Source organism: Methylobacterium sp. Leaf108 (genome assembly GCF_001423265.1).
In the GTDB taxonomy this organism is placed as follows: domain Bacteria; phylum Pseudomonadota; class Alphaproteobacteria; order Rhizobiales; family Beijerinckiaceae; genus Methylobacterium.
In genome coordinates, this window is sequence record NZ_LMND01000030.1 from 305,748 (window position 1) to 320,806 (window position 15,059).

Sequence of the window (15,059 nt, forward strand, 5' to 3'; positions counted from 1 at the left end):
AGAGGCCCCGCTTTGCCCAGCTTCTCTCGCAGCCTAGAACAAGCTCTCCACCGCGCCCTCGCGCTCGCCGGCGAGCGCCGGCACGAATACGCGACGCTGGAGCATCTCCTGCTCGCCCTGGTCGACGACCAGGACGCGGCGGCTGTCATGCGGGCCTGCAACGTCGAGGTCGACACCCTCAAGCGCAGCCTCGTCGAATACGTCGACACCGAGTTGTCGAACCTGATCGGCGACGGCCGCCAGGACGCCAAGCCCACCGCCGGCTTCCAGCGGGTGATCCAGCGCGCGGTGATCCACGTGCAATCCTCCGGCCGCGAGGAGGTGACCGGGGCCAACGTGCTGGTGGCGATCTTCGCCGAGCGCGAGAGCCATGCCGCCTACTTCCTGCAGGAGCAGGACATGACCCGTTACGACGCGGTCAACTACATCAGCCACGGCATCGCCAAGCGTCCGGGCGCTTCGGAGGCCAAGCCGGTGCGCGGCGCCGAGGAGGAATCCGCGGCCGAGCGGCCGAGCGGCGAGGAGGGCGAGCGCACGAAGAAGAAGGGCGACGCCCTCGACGCCTATTGCGTCAACCTCAACAAGAAGGCTCGCGACGGCAAGGTCGACCCGCTGATCGGCCGGGAGACAGAAGTTTCCCGCACGATCCAGATCCTGTGCCGGCGCCAGAAGAACAACCCGCTGCTGGTGGGCGACCCCGGCGTCGGCAAGACCGCCATCGCCGAAGGCCTGGCCCGGAAGATCATTCACGGCGAGGTGCCGGAGGTTCTGCTCGACGCGACCGTGTTCTCCCTCGACATGGGGACCCTGCTCGCCGGGACCCGCTATCGCGGCGACTTCGAGGAGCGTCTCAAGCAGGTGATGAAGGAGATCGAGGCGCACCCCAACGCGGTGCTCTTCATCGACGAGATCCACACCGTCATCGGGGCCGGAGCGACGTCGGGCGGGGCGATGGACGCCTCGAACCTCCTGAAGCCGGCACTCGCGAACGGTAGCTTACGCTGCATCGGCTCGACGACCTACAAGGAGTATCGGCAGTACTTCGAGAAGGATCGCGCCCTGGTGCGCAGGTTCCAGAAGATCGACGTCAAGGAGCCCTCGATCCCCGACGCGATCGAGATCGTGAAGGGCCTCAAGCCGTATTTCGAGGAGTTCCACAAGCTCAAGTACACCACCGAGGCGGTGAAGGCCGCGGTGGAACTGTCGGCGCGCTACATCAACGACCGCAAGCTGCCCGATAAGGCGATCGACGTGATCGACGAAACCGGCGCCTCGCAGATGCTGCTCCCGGAATCTCGCCGCAAGCGCACCATCGGCGTCAAGGAAATCGAGGCGACCATCGCCACGATGGCCCGCATCCCCCCGAAGACCGTGTCGAAGGACGATGCGGTGGTGCTCAAGAACCTCACGGAGAACCTGGGCCGCGTCGTCTACGGTCAGTCCAACGCCATCGAGGCGTTGACCTCGGCGATCAAGCTGGCGCGTGCCGGCCTGCGCGATCCCGACAAGCCGATCGGCTCCTACCTCTTCGCCGGCCCCACCGGCGTCGGCAAGACGGAGGCGGCCAAGCAACTCGCCGCCAGTCTCGGCGTCGAGATGATCCGGTTCGACATGTCGGAATACATGGAGCGTCACACGGTGAGCCGCCTCATCGGCGCACCCCCCGGCTACGTCGGCTTCGACCAGGGCGGTCTGCTCACCGACGGCATCGACCAGAACCCGCACTGCGTGCTGCTGCTGGACGAGATCGAGAAGGCTCATCCGGACCTGTTCAATATCCTGTTGCAGGTGATGGACCACGGCAAGCTCACCGATCACAACGGCAAGCAGGTCGATTTCCGCAACGTCATCATCATCATGACCTCGAACGCCGGGGCCGCCGACATGGCACGTTCGGCCTACGGGTTCACGCAGACGAAGCGGACGGGCGACGACGTCGAGGCGATCAACAAGTTGTTCGCGCCGGAATTCCGCAACCGGCTCGATGCGATCATCTCGTTCGGTCACCTCCCGAAGGAAGTCGTGGCCAAGGTGGTGGACAAGTTCGTCCTCCAGCTCGAGGCGCAACTCGCCGACCGCAACGTCACCATCGAACTCTCCGACGAGGCCCGCGACTGGTTGGTGGAGCACGGCTACGACGACGCCATGGGCGCCCGCCCGATGGCGCGTCTGATCCAGTCGACCATCAAGACGCCGCTGGCCGACGAGGTACTGTTCGGGAAGCTGAAGGACGGCGGCGCGGTGCGCGTGGTCGTCAAGCCGCCGGTCGAGGGCGAAAAGGACGGGCTCGGCTTCGACTTCCCGGCCGGCCCCGTGACCCCGAAGCCCGAGAAGGACGTGGCCAACGCCGCCAAGCGCCACAAGAGGGTCAAATCGCGCACGGTGGTCCGCAAGAAGGACGACGGCAAGGACAAGGGCGGCGGTTCCGGCAGCGTTCGCACGGTGCCCAAGGTCCCGCTGGTCAAGGCCTGAGTCGACATCTCCGCCGACGGCGATTAGCAAGCGCCGGGATGCGCCCTCGCGAGGGCGCATCCGATGGTGGCGAGGATGGTTTCGCCTCGTCGGATGGCAAACGAAAGGGATGACCGATGAGCGACTTGCATGAGGGTCCCCTCACGCCCGTCTCCGTCGCTCCCTCGCAGGCCCTCACCGCGCGGGAAAAGCGCCGCCGACGCCGCACCCAGCGTCATCGGTTCGAGGAAATCCTGGGCTGGATCGTCGTCCCCTTTATCCTCTACGGGATCTACTGGGGCGTCAGCGCCGGGTTCGACGTGCTCGGCACGACCCCGGGAACCGTCTGGGACCAGATGATGCAGGTCAAGCAGATGATGGAGAAGCGCGGCTGAGGCGGCGCTTCGAGTCCGTCGCTTTGCGCGGTCGTGGCGCGCTCAGCGCCTCCTGAGGGCGTGGACGGAAAACAACGCGTCGGCGTCGGTCCAGACGCTGACCGGCTCCCAGCCGGCCTCTGCCGCCAAATCGCGAAACGTCGCGACGGTGTACTTGTAGCTGTTCTCGGTGTGGATCGACTCGCCTTTTGCAAAGGAAAACGTCCGGCCGCCGATGGCGACGGATTGGTCGTCCAGGCTGACGAGATGCATCTCGATGCGGGAGGCCCGCGGGTTGAAGAAGGCCCGGTGCGCGAAGCGAGCGACAGCGAAGTCGGCTCCGAGTTCCCGATTGATCCGGGTCAACAGGTTGAGGTTGAACGCTGCCGTCACGCCGGCCGTGTCGTCGTAGGCCGCCTCCAGAATGTCGACGTCCTTGACCAGGTCGACGCCCACGATCAGCGTCGCACCACGCCCCAGCACGCGCCCGAAATGCGCCAGGAGGTCGCCTGCCTGGGGCGGTTCGAAGTTTCCGATCGTCGAGCCGGGGAAGAAGCCGGCGACCGACTGGCCGCACAGGCCGTCGGGCAAGGTGAAGGGCCGCGTGAAATCGGCCGCCACGGGCTCGATGCCGAGATGCGGGAAGTCGACCGCCAGGGCGTCGGCCTCGCTGCGCAGGAAGCTCTCCGAAACGTCAACCGGCACATAGGCCGCCAGGTCCGGCAGGTGCCTCAGGAGCCGGCGGACCTTGACGGTGGACCCGCTCCCGAACTCGACGAGATCGGCCCGCCGCGGCAAGGCGGAGGCGATCGCCGGCCCGTCGGCGTCGAGGATGCCGAGCTCCGTCCGGGTCGGATAGTACTCCGGCTGGCGGGTGATCGCCTCGAACAGGTCCGATCCGGCAGCATCGTAGAAGTATTTGGCCGACAGGTACTTCTGCCGCGCCGAGAGTCCCTCGACGACGTCGGCGAGGAACTGGCGTTCGGGATCGACGGACGCGAGAGGGCTCGCGTTGGTGAAGACGGGGTTGATGGTCACGGCTCGTCTCCAAGAACGCGAGGACAAAAAGAACGCGGGGCCGGAAGGAACGCGAGAATGAACGCTGGGGGCTAGATCAGGCGTTGGCGTCGGCGAGCCGAAGCCCGGTGAACTGCCAGCGCTGGTGCGGATAGAAGAAGTTGCGATACCCGGTACGCGCATGGCCCGGCGGCGTCGCCACCGAGGAGCCACGCAGCACGAACTGGTTCGACATGAACTTGCCGTTGTACTCGCCGAGCGCACCCGCGACCGGACGATATCCCGGGTAGGCCGTATAGGCGCTGCGGGTCCATTGCCAGACCGACCCGAAGGCGTCGGCGAGCAGGCCTTCGCGGGCTGCGACTTCCCATTCGAACTCGGTAGGCAGGTCGCGCCCGGCCCAGCGGGCATAGGCATCGGCCTCGTAGTAGCTGACGTGCGTGACCGGCAGGGTCGGCTCGATCGGCCGGCGGCCGGCCAGCGTCATGCTCGACCACCCCTCTTCCCCGTGCTGCCAATAGCCCGGGGCCTCCCACCCTTCCGATTGCGCCATGATCCAGCCGTCGGACAGCCAGAGTTCGGGACGGGCATAGCCGCCGTCCGCCATGAACGCCTGCCACTGAACATTGGTCACGAGGGCGCGGTCGATGGTGCAGGGCAGGATCAGGGTGTCGTGGAGCGGCGATTCGTTGTCGAAGGAGAAGCCATCGCCCTCGTGGCCGATCCGGGTGACGCCTCCCGGCAGCGCGACCGTGCCGGCGACGGCCTCCGGGGCGGGAAAGCGCCAGGTCTCGTCGTAGGCCGGGTTGAGCGGGTTCTGCCCGAAGGCGTGCAGGATATCGGTGATCAGCAGTTCCTGGTGCTGCTGCTCATGATACAGGCCGATCTCCAAGACGGGCAGCACCGACGAGAGAACCGCGTCGGTCGCCTGCGTGATCAGGTGTTCGACCGCCCGGTCGACATGGGCACGGTAGGCGCGGACCTCCTCGGCGTTAGGCCGGGTGATGAGACCCCGCATGATCCGCGGCTGGCGCGGGCCGGCGGCGACATAGTACGAATTGAAGAGGTAGTGCAGGCGCTCGTCGTAGACGGAGAAGTCCGGCAGGTTGTCCCGCAGCAGGAACTGCTCGAAGAACCAGGTCGTATGCGCCCGATGCCACTTCGTCGGGCTCGCATCCGCCATCGACTGGATCTGCTGGTCCTCTGCCGACAGAGGAGCGGCCCGACGCTCGGTCTCGTCCCGGACGTGCCGAAACGCGGCGATCCAGGCCGCTCGATCGATCGGGCGGGCGGCCGGGGAGGGCGGCGGAAACGTCGGACGCGAGAGAGGAGCGTCGCGGAATGCGGCCGTGGCTGCCATGTCGGATGTCCCTTGGTCGCGGTGGGACACCACATATGTGTCGGCCCCGTTTCGACAACCGCCACCCCGCGATCCGGTTCGTCGCGGACCGATCGGACGCCTTTTTCTCGCCGTGGTGAGATGTCCTTAACCCCAATTCGCGGACACTCCTCCGTCATCGGGTGTCGCGCGAGAGTCCCATGCCGATCGATCTCATGGCCGGAACAGCGACATCCGCCGTCGTGACCGCCTCGACGCCCGAACCGACGATCCTCGTGTTCGATTCCGGGCTCGGCGGTCTCACCGTGTTCGAGCAGGTGCGCCGGGTCCGTCCGGACGCCACCTATCTCTACGCCGCCGACGATGCCGCCTTTCCCTACGGCGGGCTGCCCGAGCCCGTCCTTGTGGCGCGGGTGCTGGCGGTGATGGACCGGCTCATCGGCCGCCATCGCCCCGACCTCGTGGTGGTGGCCTGCAACACCGCCTCGACGCTGGTGCTGCCGTCCCTGCGGGCGCGCTTCGGCACGCCCTTCGTCGGTGTGGTGCCGCCGATCAAGCCCGCCGCTGCGGCGACGCGCTCCGGCATGATCTCGTTGCTGGCGACCCCCGGCACCGTGGCACGGGCCTATACCCACGACCTCATCGCCACCTATGCCGGCGCCTGCGACGTCACCCTCGTCGGAGCTCCCAACCTCGCGAACTTCGCGGAGGCCGAACTCGCCGGCCAGCCGGTGGACGATGCGGCGCTCGCCGCCGAAATCGCCCGCTGCTTCGTGACCGCCGCGGACGGGCGACGCACCGATGTCGTGTGCCTCGCCTGCACCCACTACCCGCTGCTGCTGGCGCGGTTCGAGCGACTGGCGCCATGGCCGGTGACCTGGATCGACCCCTCGCCGGCGATCGCCCGGCGCGTCCTCCAGCTTCTAGGTCCGGCACCTCGGGACGCCGACCGGATGCGCATGCCGGTGCGGGCGATCTTCACCGGCGGCGGGAGCGTGACCACGCCCCTGCGCCATTCGCTCGCCAGCCGGGGCCTGCGGGAGGTGATGATCGACGCGATGCCGTTGTGCGTGAACGACGCGTCGGCGGATTGACCGGAGCCGGCTTCTGACCTAAGGACGCGGCTGCAGCGGGGCTCCGACGAGGGGCCCCGTCGCGTTTTCTAGCGCACCCGTGAGCGGCTCTGTCCGCTCTGTCGTCCCGCCCGCGCCCTATGGCCGCTCGGGAAGAGGAGGGCGCGTTCCTCACCTCTATCTCACCCGCTGAGAGGAACCGCGATGTCGAAACGCATTCAGGCGAAGCACAAGCTCGATCGCCGCATGGGCCAGAACATCTGGGGCCGGCCCAAGAGCCCCGTCAACCGCCGCGAGTACGGCCCCGGCCAGCACGGCCAGCGCCGCAAGGGCAAGATGTCCGACTTCGGCACGCAGCTGCGCGCCAAGCAGAAGCTGAAGGGCTACTACGCCAACATCACCGAGAAGCAGTTCCGCCGCTACTACGCCGAGGCGATCCGCCTGCGTGGCGATTCGGGCGAGAACCTGATCGGTCTGCTCGAGCGCCGCCTCGACGCCGTCGTCTACCGCGCCAAGTTCGTTCCGACCCCGTTCGCGGCCCGTCAGTTCGTCAACCACGGCCACGTCAAGGTCAACGGGCAGCGGGTCAATATCGCCAGCTACCTCGTGAAGCCGGGCGACCTGATCGAGGTCAAGGATTCCTCCAAGCAGCTCGAGATCGTGGTCGTAGCGGTGCAGCTCGCCGAGCGCGACGTGCCCGACTACATCGAGGTGGATCACTCCAAGATGACCGCCCGCGTCACCCGCGTTCCCGGTCTCGGCGAGGTTCCCTACCCCGTCCAGATGGAACCCAACCTCGTGATCGAGTTCTACTCGCGCTGATCGCCTCGCCAGCGACCTCCGGGTCGCCGGCGCACTCGAAGGAAAGGCCGCCCCTCGGGGCGGCCTTTCTCGTTTCCGCGACGGTCGCGTCCCGGCGGGGAGAGACGGCCTAACGGAGCAGGGACGGCCCAGCCTTGGGTGCCGCCTTCATCGTCCGCGCCGCGTTCGCGGCGCTGGGCGGAAGCGCCGTGGCGTTCGAAGGCGGCGCGCCGGGCGTCGCGACCGGGGCGGGGGAAGTCGCCTCCGAGGTGTCCTTCCCGAAGGCGTAGCCTGCATTCACACCGGCGTAGAAGCCCGTGAAGTCCTCGGCGCTTGCCGCCGGTTCGGCGAGGCTTGCCGCCGAGGCGACGAGGACGGCGGCGAAGGTCGAGACGCGCATGCCTTGGCTCACGGTGATCCTGAACGACGAACGGCGGCCTCGCGGCCGCCGTTCAATCCATCGTCGATCGATCCGACGGAATCGGGGCGAACCCCGACCCTAGGACAAAATCAATCGTCGACCTGGACGCTCTGGGCCTCGCGGCCCTTCTGTCCCTCGACGACACCCAGGACGACCTGCTGGCCTTCCGCGAGCGACTCGAGACCGGCCCGCGACAGGGCGGAGCGATGGACGAACACGTCCTTCCCACCGTCGTTGACGGACACGAAGCCGAAGCCCTTCGCCGGATCGTACCACTTGACCGTGCCGGTCATCTCGGTGGACGGGCCGCTGGCGAAACGTCCGCCACCGCCGCCGCCGCTGGGGCTGCCGTAGCGATCGCCGCCACCGCCGCCGTAACCGCCGCCGGCGCTGCCGTAGCGATCACCGCCGCCGAAACCGCCGGTCCGCGGCGGGCGAGCCTCGCGGGCCGGAGGGGCCGCCTCGGCCGTGGAGGTGTCGACGCTGGTCACGTCGGTGACCTGCGGGCCCTTCTGGCCCTGAGCGGTGTGAACCGTCAGGCGCGTTCCGGGGAGGAGGTCGGCATGGCCCGCGGCCTCGACGGCGCGGATGTGGAGGAAGGCGTCGCCCGAACCATCGGCGAGTTCGACGAAGCCGAAGCCCTTCTCCTTGTTGAACCACTTGACCGTCGCGTCACGCTCCGGTCCGGAGGGGGCTGCCGCCGCGCGCGACGGGCCACGGTCGAAACCGCCGCCGCCGAAGCCACCGCCGAAGCCACCGCTCGGGGGAGCCTGATCCGGCCACCGGGGCTCGGCTCCACCCTCATCGAAGCCGCGCTTCTGCGGCCCCCTGAAATCACGACCACGTCCCATCGAAAGCTCGCCAAAAACCGTCCGCCGTCCATTAGTCTCCGACACCGTGTGCGCGCCGTCCCAGACAGCCCACGCAGCACAGAATCGTCATCCCCGGCAGCGGTAACCAAGAATAACGCCCTAGTCCTGACCGAAAGCTGCCGCAATCGCAAGACGCATCTCGGCTTTCGCCATTCGGTTCCGCAACTTTCCGAGCAAGGCTCCCACTTTTTTGTCGCAGGCGACACCGGGAGGACTCGGCGGGCTCGGCTCGCTGGCTGAATGGGACGCAGGCGCGCCAGGGCGGTCCATGGCAATCGCCGCGTTGCATTAGGGAAGAAAAAAGGCCGTTCGCCGTAACGTCCTGCGCAAGCGCGCTTCGCGCCGGGATGCAAGCCGCCACGCGATGATCGCAACTCCGTCGTTTCCGGATCTCTCGGCCCTCGTCGTCGACGAGAGCCTGTACATCCGCCGAATCGTCCGGGACATGCTGATGCGGGTCGGCATCAAGCGTGTCCTGGAGGCGCCGGACGGCGCCGAGGCCCTCGGCGTCCTCGCCGAGAGCAAGCCCGACATCACCATCATCGACTGGGATCTGGCGATCCTGTCGGGCGAGGAGTTCATCCGCCTCGCCCGCACGCCGATGACGTCGCCCTCGCCGACGGTGCCGATCATCCTGATGCTGGCCCAGCCCCGCCGCAACGTCGTCGACCGGGCCATCGCCATCGGCGTCAACGAGATCATCGCCAAGCCGTTCTCGCCCAAGACGCTGTGGTCGCGCCTCGACGAGGTGATCAACCGGCCCCGCCCGTTCTCCCAGGTCAAGAGCCTGCTACGGCCGGTGCCGCGCATGACCGCCGCCGGCAAGGCCTGACCGGGCCCGCCTGCCGCTCGCCACCATCGCCCCGATGTGGTCAAAGGGCGGCGCATCCGGCGACCGTCCCACCGAACGAGCACCCATGATCCGTCGCCTGTACGAGTGGATCCTCGCCCTGGCGGGAAAACCCGCCGCTCCCTGGGCGCTGGGTGCGGTGTCGTTCGCGGAGAGCTCGTTCTTCCCGGTCCCGCCCGACGTGATGCTGGTGCCGATGGCGGTGAGCCGCCCGGACCGCATCTGGTTCTATGCCCTCGTCACCACCCTGGCCTCGGTGGCCGGCGGCCTGCTCGGCTACGCCATCGGCGCCCTGCTGTTCGATTCGATCGGACAGTGGCTGTTCAGAGTCTACGGGCTGTCGGACAAGGCGGCGACCTTCCAGGCCTCCTACGCGCATTACGGCCATTGGGTGATCCTGCTGAAGGGCCTTACCCCGATTCCGTTCAAGCTCGTGACCATCACGTCGGGCTTTGCCCATTACGATCTGTTCTGGTTCATGGTGCTGTCGCTGATCACCCGCGGCGCGCGGTTCTTCGTGCTCGCCGGCCTGCTCGGACGCTACGGCGTCCAGATCCGCGAGGTGCTCGATCGGCATCTCAACCTCGTCGCCGCCCTGGCCGTGGCGGCGATCGTCCTCGGGTTCGTCTTGTTCAAGGTTCTGCTGTGATGGATGACCGTGCTCTTCTCAGGCTGCGCCAGGCCGCCCTCGTCCTGGTGCTGGGCTCGGGTCTGACGCTCGCCGGAGCGTTCTACTTCGAGTTCGTCCTCGGCTACGCCCCGTGCAAGCTCTGCCTCACCGAGCGCCTGCCCCATTACGCGGCGATCCCCCTCGGCCTCCTCGGCCTCGCGGCACCCGAGCGCGCGACGCGCCTCCTGCTCGGCCTCGCCGCCGCCGGCCTGCTCTACGGGGCCGGTCTCAGCGTCTACCATGCCGGCGCGGAGTGGGCGTTCTGGACGGGTCCCTCCGATTGCGGCGGGGGAACGGGAGCCGCGCCCGCGGCCATCGGCGATTTCCTGAACGCCCTCGAAAAGACCCGCGTGGTGGATTGCGCCACCGCCGCCTGGCGGCTCTTCGGGATTTCGCTGGCGGGCTGGAACGGTCTCGTCTCGTTCGTCCTCGCCTCGGTCGCGGGCACGGCGGCCCTGCGGCGCTAGAGCGCCGGACCGGCCGAGATGTCCGGTCCGGCGCTCTAGCTCGTTGTCTTTGCATCGGATTTTTCCGAAAAGCGGGTCCACTTTCCGGTCCGATGCTCTCATCAGTTGCGGTCGTCGGGCGCGATCGGCAGGGGCGCCACGGCGATCCCTTCCTCGATGAGGTCGCGGGCCTGCTGCGGGCTCGCCTCGCCGTAGATCGGCCGACTGTCGACCTCGCCGTAATGGATGCGGCGGGCTTCCTCCGGAAAGCGGTCGCCGACATCGTCGGCGGTCTTCACCACGTGCTCGCGGATGGCGCGCATCATCGCGCGCAAGCGCCGGTCCGGTTCCGCGCTCAGGGCGACCGGCCCGGCCTGGGGTTGCATCGGGACCGCAGCCGCCGGAACTTCGGACGGTGGCGTCGCGCGGCCACCGCGGGCGATCGCCGGCGCCATCATGCCCTTGCCGACCTCCGCCGACCCGCACAGCGGGCAGGTCACGAGGCCGCGCGCCACCTGCTCGTCGTAGGCCTCGCTCGACGGGAACCAGCTCTCGAAGCCGTGCCCGGCCTCGCAGGCGAGGGTGTAGCGGATCATGAGCGGGGCCTGCCCTCGGGGTCAGGCAGGGCGCCCGACCCTCTCCACCGTGAAGGGCCTGGCGTGTTCGAGGGTCGGGATGCGGGCCCGCGCGTCGGTCACGCGGGAAAGGTCGATCTCCGCCAGGATGACGCCGGGGGCGTCGTTGCCGGCATCGGCCAGCACCTTGCCCCACGGGTCGACGATCAGCGAATGCCCGTAGGTCTCGCGTCCGTCCTCGTGGCGGCCGCCCTGCGCGGCCGAGATCATGAACGACCCCGTCTCGATCGCGCGGGCCCGGTGCAGCACGTGCCAATGAGCCTGCCCGGTCTGGCGGGTGAAGCAGGCGGGGGCCGTGAGGATCGTCGCACCGGCTTCCGCCAGGGCCCGATAGAGGGCGGGAAACCGCAGATCGTAACAGATGGCGAGGCCGATGGGTGCCCACGGCGTCTCGGCCACCACCGCGCAGGCGCCGCCGGTATAGATCGCCGATTCGCGCCAGCGTTCGCCGTTGGGCAGGTCGACGTCGTAGAGATGGAGCTTGTCGTAGGCGGCGGTGATGTCCCCCTGCGCGTCGATCAGGAAGGCGCGGTTGGCGACCTTGTCGCCGTTGAGGATCGCCAGCGACCCGATCTGCACCACGATGCCCAGGGTGCGGGCGGCCTCGCGGCAGGCGGCCAGGGTCTCGTCCTCGTCCTGCGGGCGCACCTTGGCGAAGAGGTTCTCGCGCCCGCGCTCCACCAGGGAGGTCATCTCCGGCGTCTGGACGAAATCGGCGCCGGCGGCCGCGGCTTCGCGCAGGCCGGCCACCACCGCGTCGCGATTGGCGGCGGGATCGCGCCCGGAGCGCATCTGGACGCAAGCGGCGGTGAAGCGGGTCTCGGACATCGGAGCGCTCATGCCGCGGACAGGAGGGGGTCGAGCTTGCCGGCCCGTTCGAGGGCGTGGAGATCGTCGCAGCCGCCGACGTGGGTGTCGCCGACGAAGATCTGTGGCACGCTGGTGCGCCCGCCGGCTCGTTGCATCATCGCCGCGCGGGCGCCCGCCGTCTTCTCCACGTCGATCTCGGTGAAGGCGACACTCTTGTCGCGCAGCAGCACCTTGGCGGCCGCGCAATAGGGACACCACGACGTCGTATAGATGGTCACCGGCTGCGACATGGGGCTGAACGATTCCGGGGCGATGCATCGGCGCGATGCGACCGTGAATTCGCCTTGTACGCGCCAATCGCCGTTGCCGAAAGCACCCGTCCGTCGGTGACCTGGCTCGCCGCCGGTGGAAGCGGAAACGAAAAAAGCCGCCCGGTCACGGGCGGCTTTGCTGCTCGGCCGGGCGGTGACGCTCGATCCGTCTACTTGATCTTGGATTCCTTGAACTCGACGTGCTTGCGCGCGACCGGGTCGTACTTCTTCATGGACAGCTTGTCGGTCTGCGTCCGCGAGTTCTTCTTGGTGACGTAGAAATAGCCCGTGTCCGCAGTGGAGACGAGGCGGATCTTGATGGTGACGGCCTTGGCCATGACGTGACGCTCCTGGAGATTGCGGCATTCCGCATGAGCGAAACGCAAAATGGCCGGGAGGGCCCGGCGGAATACGAGGCGGGAAATGCCCGATCAGGCGCCGCGCGTCAAGATGGGGCGCCGGGCCGGAGGCGCCACGTCACCAGGAGCGCATAGGCGAGAAACAGCCCGCACAGGGCATGGGCGAAGCCCTGGGGCGGCATCAGGTCCATGCCGCCGCCGATGAGCGGCGGCCCCAGCATCAGGCCGACGTTGTAGAGCACGACGAAGGCGGCGTTGGCGCCCGCCAACTCCCGTCCCCTGACGCTGGCGCCGAGGTGGGCGAGACCGACCGTGTAGAGCGTCCCGGCGAGTCCCCCCCAGACGACGAGGAGGATGGCCAGGGCCGGGAACGAGGTCGATGCCAGCGGGATCAGCGCCGCACCGACGGCGCCGCCGATCGCCGAGGCGAGGAGCACGTAGCGACGGTCGAACCGGTCGGACAGCCAGCCGAACGGGATCTGGAACATCACGTTGCCCACCGCCATGAGGCTCACGAGGCCCGCCGCCATGGCCGGCTCGTATCCGATGCGAAGGCCGTAGAGGGGAAGGATCGCGAAGCCCCCGGTCTCCACCGCGCCGTAGACCAACGCCGCGAAGGTCGCGGCCGGGGCCAACCGAAGGTACGCGAGGAACGGCAGGCCCCGGCCCCGGTCCATATGCGGTGACAGGCCACGTGCGAGCACGAGCGGCGCCATGCCGAGCACGAACAGGCCCGCACCCGCGAGGTAGGGCGCGTAGCCCTCGGTGCCGAGGAGGGCGAGCAGCGTCGGCCCGATGGCGAAGCCCAGCGCCAGCACGGTGGCGTAGATGCCCATGACGAGCCCGCGGCGGGCCGGCGGTGCCGCCTCGTTGATCCAGAATTCGGAGAGGACGAACAGCACTCCGAGGCTCATCGAGAAGACGAAACGCAGGACGAACCACCAGCCGAGTTCCGGCAGCACCTTGAACCCCACCAGGGTCACCGCGCCGAGCGCGATGGCCAGGAGGAGCAGGCGCACGACGCCGACCCGCGCGGCCAGGCCCGGCACGAACGGCACCGTCACGATGCTGGCGAGACCCGCCACGGCGGTGTTGATGCCGATCATGGTGCTCGAGGCGCCCATCCGCGACATTTCGAGCGACAGGAGCGGGATCGACAGGCTCAGGCCGATGCCCACCACCGCGACGCAGGTGATCGCTGCCGCGATGGCCGCGAAGCGGTCGCGGTCGAGGCTGGGGGTCGGCGTTGTGTCGAGCATGGCAGAGAGATGGGGTCCGACCGGCGGGGGCGCACCCTCTGGGCCGGATCGGGCCCCGCCGCAACCTCGGCCCGGGCGCCCCTACCGCGCCGACGCCTGCTTGGGCGGCGCCTGCGCCGGGGGAGGGGGCGCGGCGCGCTCCATCGTCTGGCCGTCGCGCAGGTCCACCGGCGGGCTCAGGACGATCTGCTCGGACCCGTCCAATCCCTCGCTCAGTTCGATGACGGTCCCGCGATCGCGGCCGATCCTGATGCTGCGCCATTGCACCGTGCCGTCGTCGCGGGAGATCGCGACCTGCGGCCCGCGTTGGTTGAAGACCAGGGCCTCGGCCGGGATCGTCACCGCCGGCGCGGTGCGGGGAATCTTGAGCGTCACGTAGACGTAGAGCCCGGCGCGCAGGGCGCCGTCGCGGTTGGCCACGTCGACCTGCGTCGTCAGGGTGCGCGAAGCCGTGAGCAGGGCGACCGAGCTGCGCTCCACCACCCCCGAGAAGGTCCGGTCGGGCATCTGCGGCACCTTGATGGCGGCGGCGACCCCGGGCTGGACGCCGATGGCCACGGCTTGCGGCACGTTGACCGAAATGCGCAGGATGTCGTCGCGGTCCATGGTCAGGAGGGCCGTGCCGGTGCCGTCCGCATGGACGAGGTCGCCGACGTCGACGCTGCGGGTGGTGACGACGCCGTCGAAGGGCGCGGTGACGTCCTTGAAGCCGGCGAGCGCCTTGAGCCGGTTCACGGTGGCGAGCTGCGCCTTGATGTTGGCCTCGGCCACCTTCACCCCGGCCTGGGCCGAGGCGAGGGTCGCGCCCTGGCTCAGGACCGTGGCCTGGGAGTTGTCGGCGTTCTGCTTCGAGGCCCAGCCCTGGCCTGCGAGCGTCGAGGTGCGGTCGTTGGTGGCGTTGGCGAGGTTCACGTTCGCCTTGGCCTGATCGACCAGGGCCTTGGCCTGGAGGAGTTGCGCTTCCTGCTGGCCCACCTGCGCCTCCGCCTGGGCCAGCTGCTGGTCGAGGTCGGGGGCTGCGATGCGCAGGAGGACGTCGCCCTCCTTGACGCGGGAGCCGATGTCGACCCTGCGCTCGGCGATGTAGCCGGTGGCACGGGCAAAGAGGGCCGCCCTGGCGAAGGCGTCGGTCTGCCCCGGCAGCGTCAGCTCGATCGGCTTGTCGGTCCGCTGGACGGAGGCTGTGCGCAGCTTGGGCACGAAGGAATTGATCTTGCGCTGCGTCTCGGCGGCCGCGGCGCGCTGCTGCCACTGGCCGTATCCGCCCCAGCCGAGCAGGCCGATGGCCGCCAGCGCCACGAGGACGAAGGGCGTCTTGCGCGGCGGCGGCGGGATGTCGCCGGGGTCGCGCTTGTGGCTATGCCCCGTCAC

17 protein-coding genes are annotated in these 15,059 nt (G+C 68.7%); 7 read left to right on the top strand and 10 right to left on the bottom strand.

Annotation, left to right across the window (positions count from 1 at the left end; genetic code table 11):
- The first annotated feature begins 12 nt into the window (after positions 1-12).
- The gene (clpA, locus tag ASF39_RS14240) at positions 13-2,472 is read left to right on the top strand and encodes an ATP-dependent Clp protease ATP-binding subunit ClpA (RefSeq protein ID WP_055883838.1); all 2,460 of its coding nucleotides are present in this window, start codon (positions 13-15) and stop codon (positions 2,470-2,472) included.
- A 116-nt stretch (positions 2,473-2,588) separates the two neighbouring features.
- The gene (locus ASF39_RS14245; protein WP_056284935.1) at positions 2,589-2,846 is read left to right on the top strand and encodes a hypothetical protein; all 258 of its coding nucleotides are present in this window, start codon (positions 2,589-2,591) and stop codon (positions 2,844-2,846) included.
- A 42-nt stretch (positions 2,847-2,888) separates the two neighbouring features.
- Here ASF39_RS14245 and egtD read toward each other — a convergent pair whose 3' ends face one another.
- Complete coding sequence (egtD, locus tag ASF39_RS14250; protein WP_244472423.1) at positions 2,889-3,857, bottom strand: L-histidine N(alpha)-methyltransferase; 969 nt, start codon at positions 3,855-3,857, stop codon at positions 2,889-2,891.
- An 82-nt stretch (positions 3,858-3,939) separates the two neighbouring features.
- Positions 3,940-5,202 (bottom strand): ergothioneine biosynthesis protein EgtB, encoded by a 1,263-nt coding sequence (gene egtB / locus ASF39_RS14255; protein ID WP_056284940.1) that lies wholly within the window; start codon positions 5,200-5,202, stop codon positions 3,940-3,942.
- Between the two features lie 179 nt (positions 5,203-5,381).
- Here egtB and murI point away from each other — a divergent pair, with 179 nt between their 5' ends.
- Both murI and rpsD read left to right on the top strand, forming a co-directional pair.
- The gene (gene murI, locus ASF39_RS14260) at positions 5,382-6,275 is read left to right on the top strand and encodes a glutamate racemase (RefSeq protein ID WP_056284943.1); all 894 of its coding nucleotides are present in this window, start codon (positions 5,382-5,384) and stop codon (positions 6,273-6,275) included.
- A gap of 183 nt (positions 6,276-6,458) precedes the next feature.
- Positions 6,459-7,076: a 30S ribosomal protein S4 gene (gene rpsD / locus ASF39_RS14265; protein ID WP_055883823.1), complete on the top strand. Its 618-nt coding sequence runs from the start codon at positions 6,459-6,461 to the stop codon at positions 7,074-7,076.
- A 109-nt stretch (positions 7,077-7,185) separates the two neighbouring features.
- Here rpsD and ASF39_RS14270 read toward each other — a convergent pair whose 3' ends face one another.
- Positions 7,186-7,455, bottom strand: a complete 270-nt coding sequence (locus ASF39_RS14270; RefSeq protein WP_056284945.1) for a hypothetical protein — start codon at positions 7,453-7,455, stop codon at positions 7,186-7,188.
- A gap of 110 nt (positions 7,456-7,565) precedes the next feature.
- A complete protein-coding gene (locus tag ASF39_RS22585) occupies positions 7,566-8,327 on the bottom strand; it encodes a cold shock domain-containing protein (protein ID WP_056284949.1) in 762 nt (253 codons plus the stop codon).
- 385 nt (positions 8,328-8,712) lie between these two features.
- Here ASF39_RS22585 and ASF39_RS14280 point away from each other — a divergent pair, with 385 nt between their 5' ends.
- The 3 genes from ASF39_RS14280 to ASF39_RS14290 all read left to right on the top strand — a co-directional run bounded on the left by ASF39_RS14280 (position 8,713) and on the right by ASF39_RS14290 (position 10,335).
- On the top strand, positions 8,713-9,180 hold the full coding sequence (locus ASF39_RS14280) for a response regulator (RefSeq protein WP_055883813.1): 468 nt from the start codon (positions 8,713-8,715) through the stop codon (positions 9,178-9,180).
- Positions 9,181-9,265: 85 nt separating this feature from the next.
- A complete protein-coding gene (locus ASF39_RS14285) occupies positions 9,266-9,847 on the top strand; it encodes a YqaA family protein (RefSeq protein WP_056284952.1) in 582 nt (193 codons plus the stop codon).
- Positions 9,847-10,335: a disulfide bond formation protein B gene (locus ASF39_RS14290; RefSeq protein WP_056284955.1), complete on the top strand. Its 489-nt coding sequence runs from the start codon at positions 9,847-9,849 to the stop codon at positions 10,333-10,335. Before ASF39_RS14285 ends, ASF39_RS14290 begins: the two co-directional genes overlap by 1 nt.
- Before the next feature lie 101 nt (positions 10,336-10,436).
- Here the strand turns inward: ASF39_RS14290 and ASF39_RS14295 are convergent, their stop codons facing one another.
- From ASF39_RS14295 to ASF39_RS14320, 6 genes are all read right to left on the bottom strand, one after another.
- Positions 10,437-10,910, bottom strand: coding sequence for a DUF1178 family protein (locus ASF39_RS14295; RefSeq protein ID WP_056284958.1), 474 nt, complete (start codon positions 10,908-10,910; stop codon positions 10,437-10,439).
- A 21-nt stretch (positions 10,911-10,931) separates the two neighbouring features.
- Entirely contained in the window at positions 10,932-11,777 is an 846-nt protein-coding gene (locus tag ASF39_RS14300; protein WP_082494579.1) for a carbon-nitrogen hydrolase family protein, read from the bottom strand.
- 8 nt (positions 11,778-11,785) lie between these two features.
- On the bottom strand, positions 11,786-12,049 hold the full coding sequence (grxC, locus tag ASF39_RS14305) for a glutaredoxin 3 (protein ID WP_055883795.1): 264 nt from the start codon (positions 12,047-12,049) through the stop codon (positions 11,786-11,788).
- A 191-nt stretch (positions 12,050-12,240) separates the two neighbouring features.
- On the bottom strand, positions 12,241-12,408 hold the full coding sequence (rpmG, locus tag ASF39_RS14310; protein ID WP_055883792.1) for a 50S ribosomal protein L33: 168 nt from the start codon (positions 12,406-12,408) through the stop codon (positions 12,241-12,243).
- A 107-nt stretch (positions 12,409-12,515) separates the two neighbouring features.
- A complete protein-coding gene (locus ASF39_RS14315; protein WP_056284964.1) occupies positions 12,516-13,688 on the bottom strand; it encodes an MFS transporter in 1,173 nt (390 codons plus the stop codon).
- 81 nt (positions 13,689-13,769) lie between these two features.
- Positions 13,770-15,059, bottom strand: a complete 1,290-nt coding sequence (locus tag ASF39_RS14320; RefSeq protein ID WP_056284967.1) for an efflux RND transporter periplasmic adaptor subunit — start codon at positions 15,057-15,059, stop codon at positions 13,770-13,772.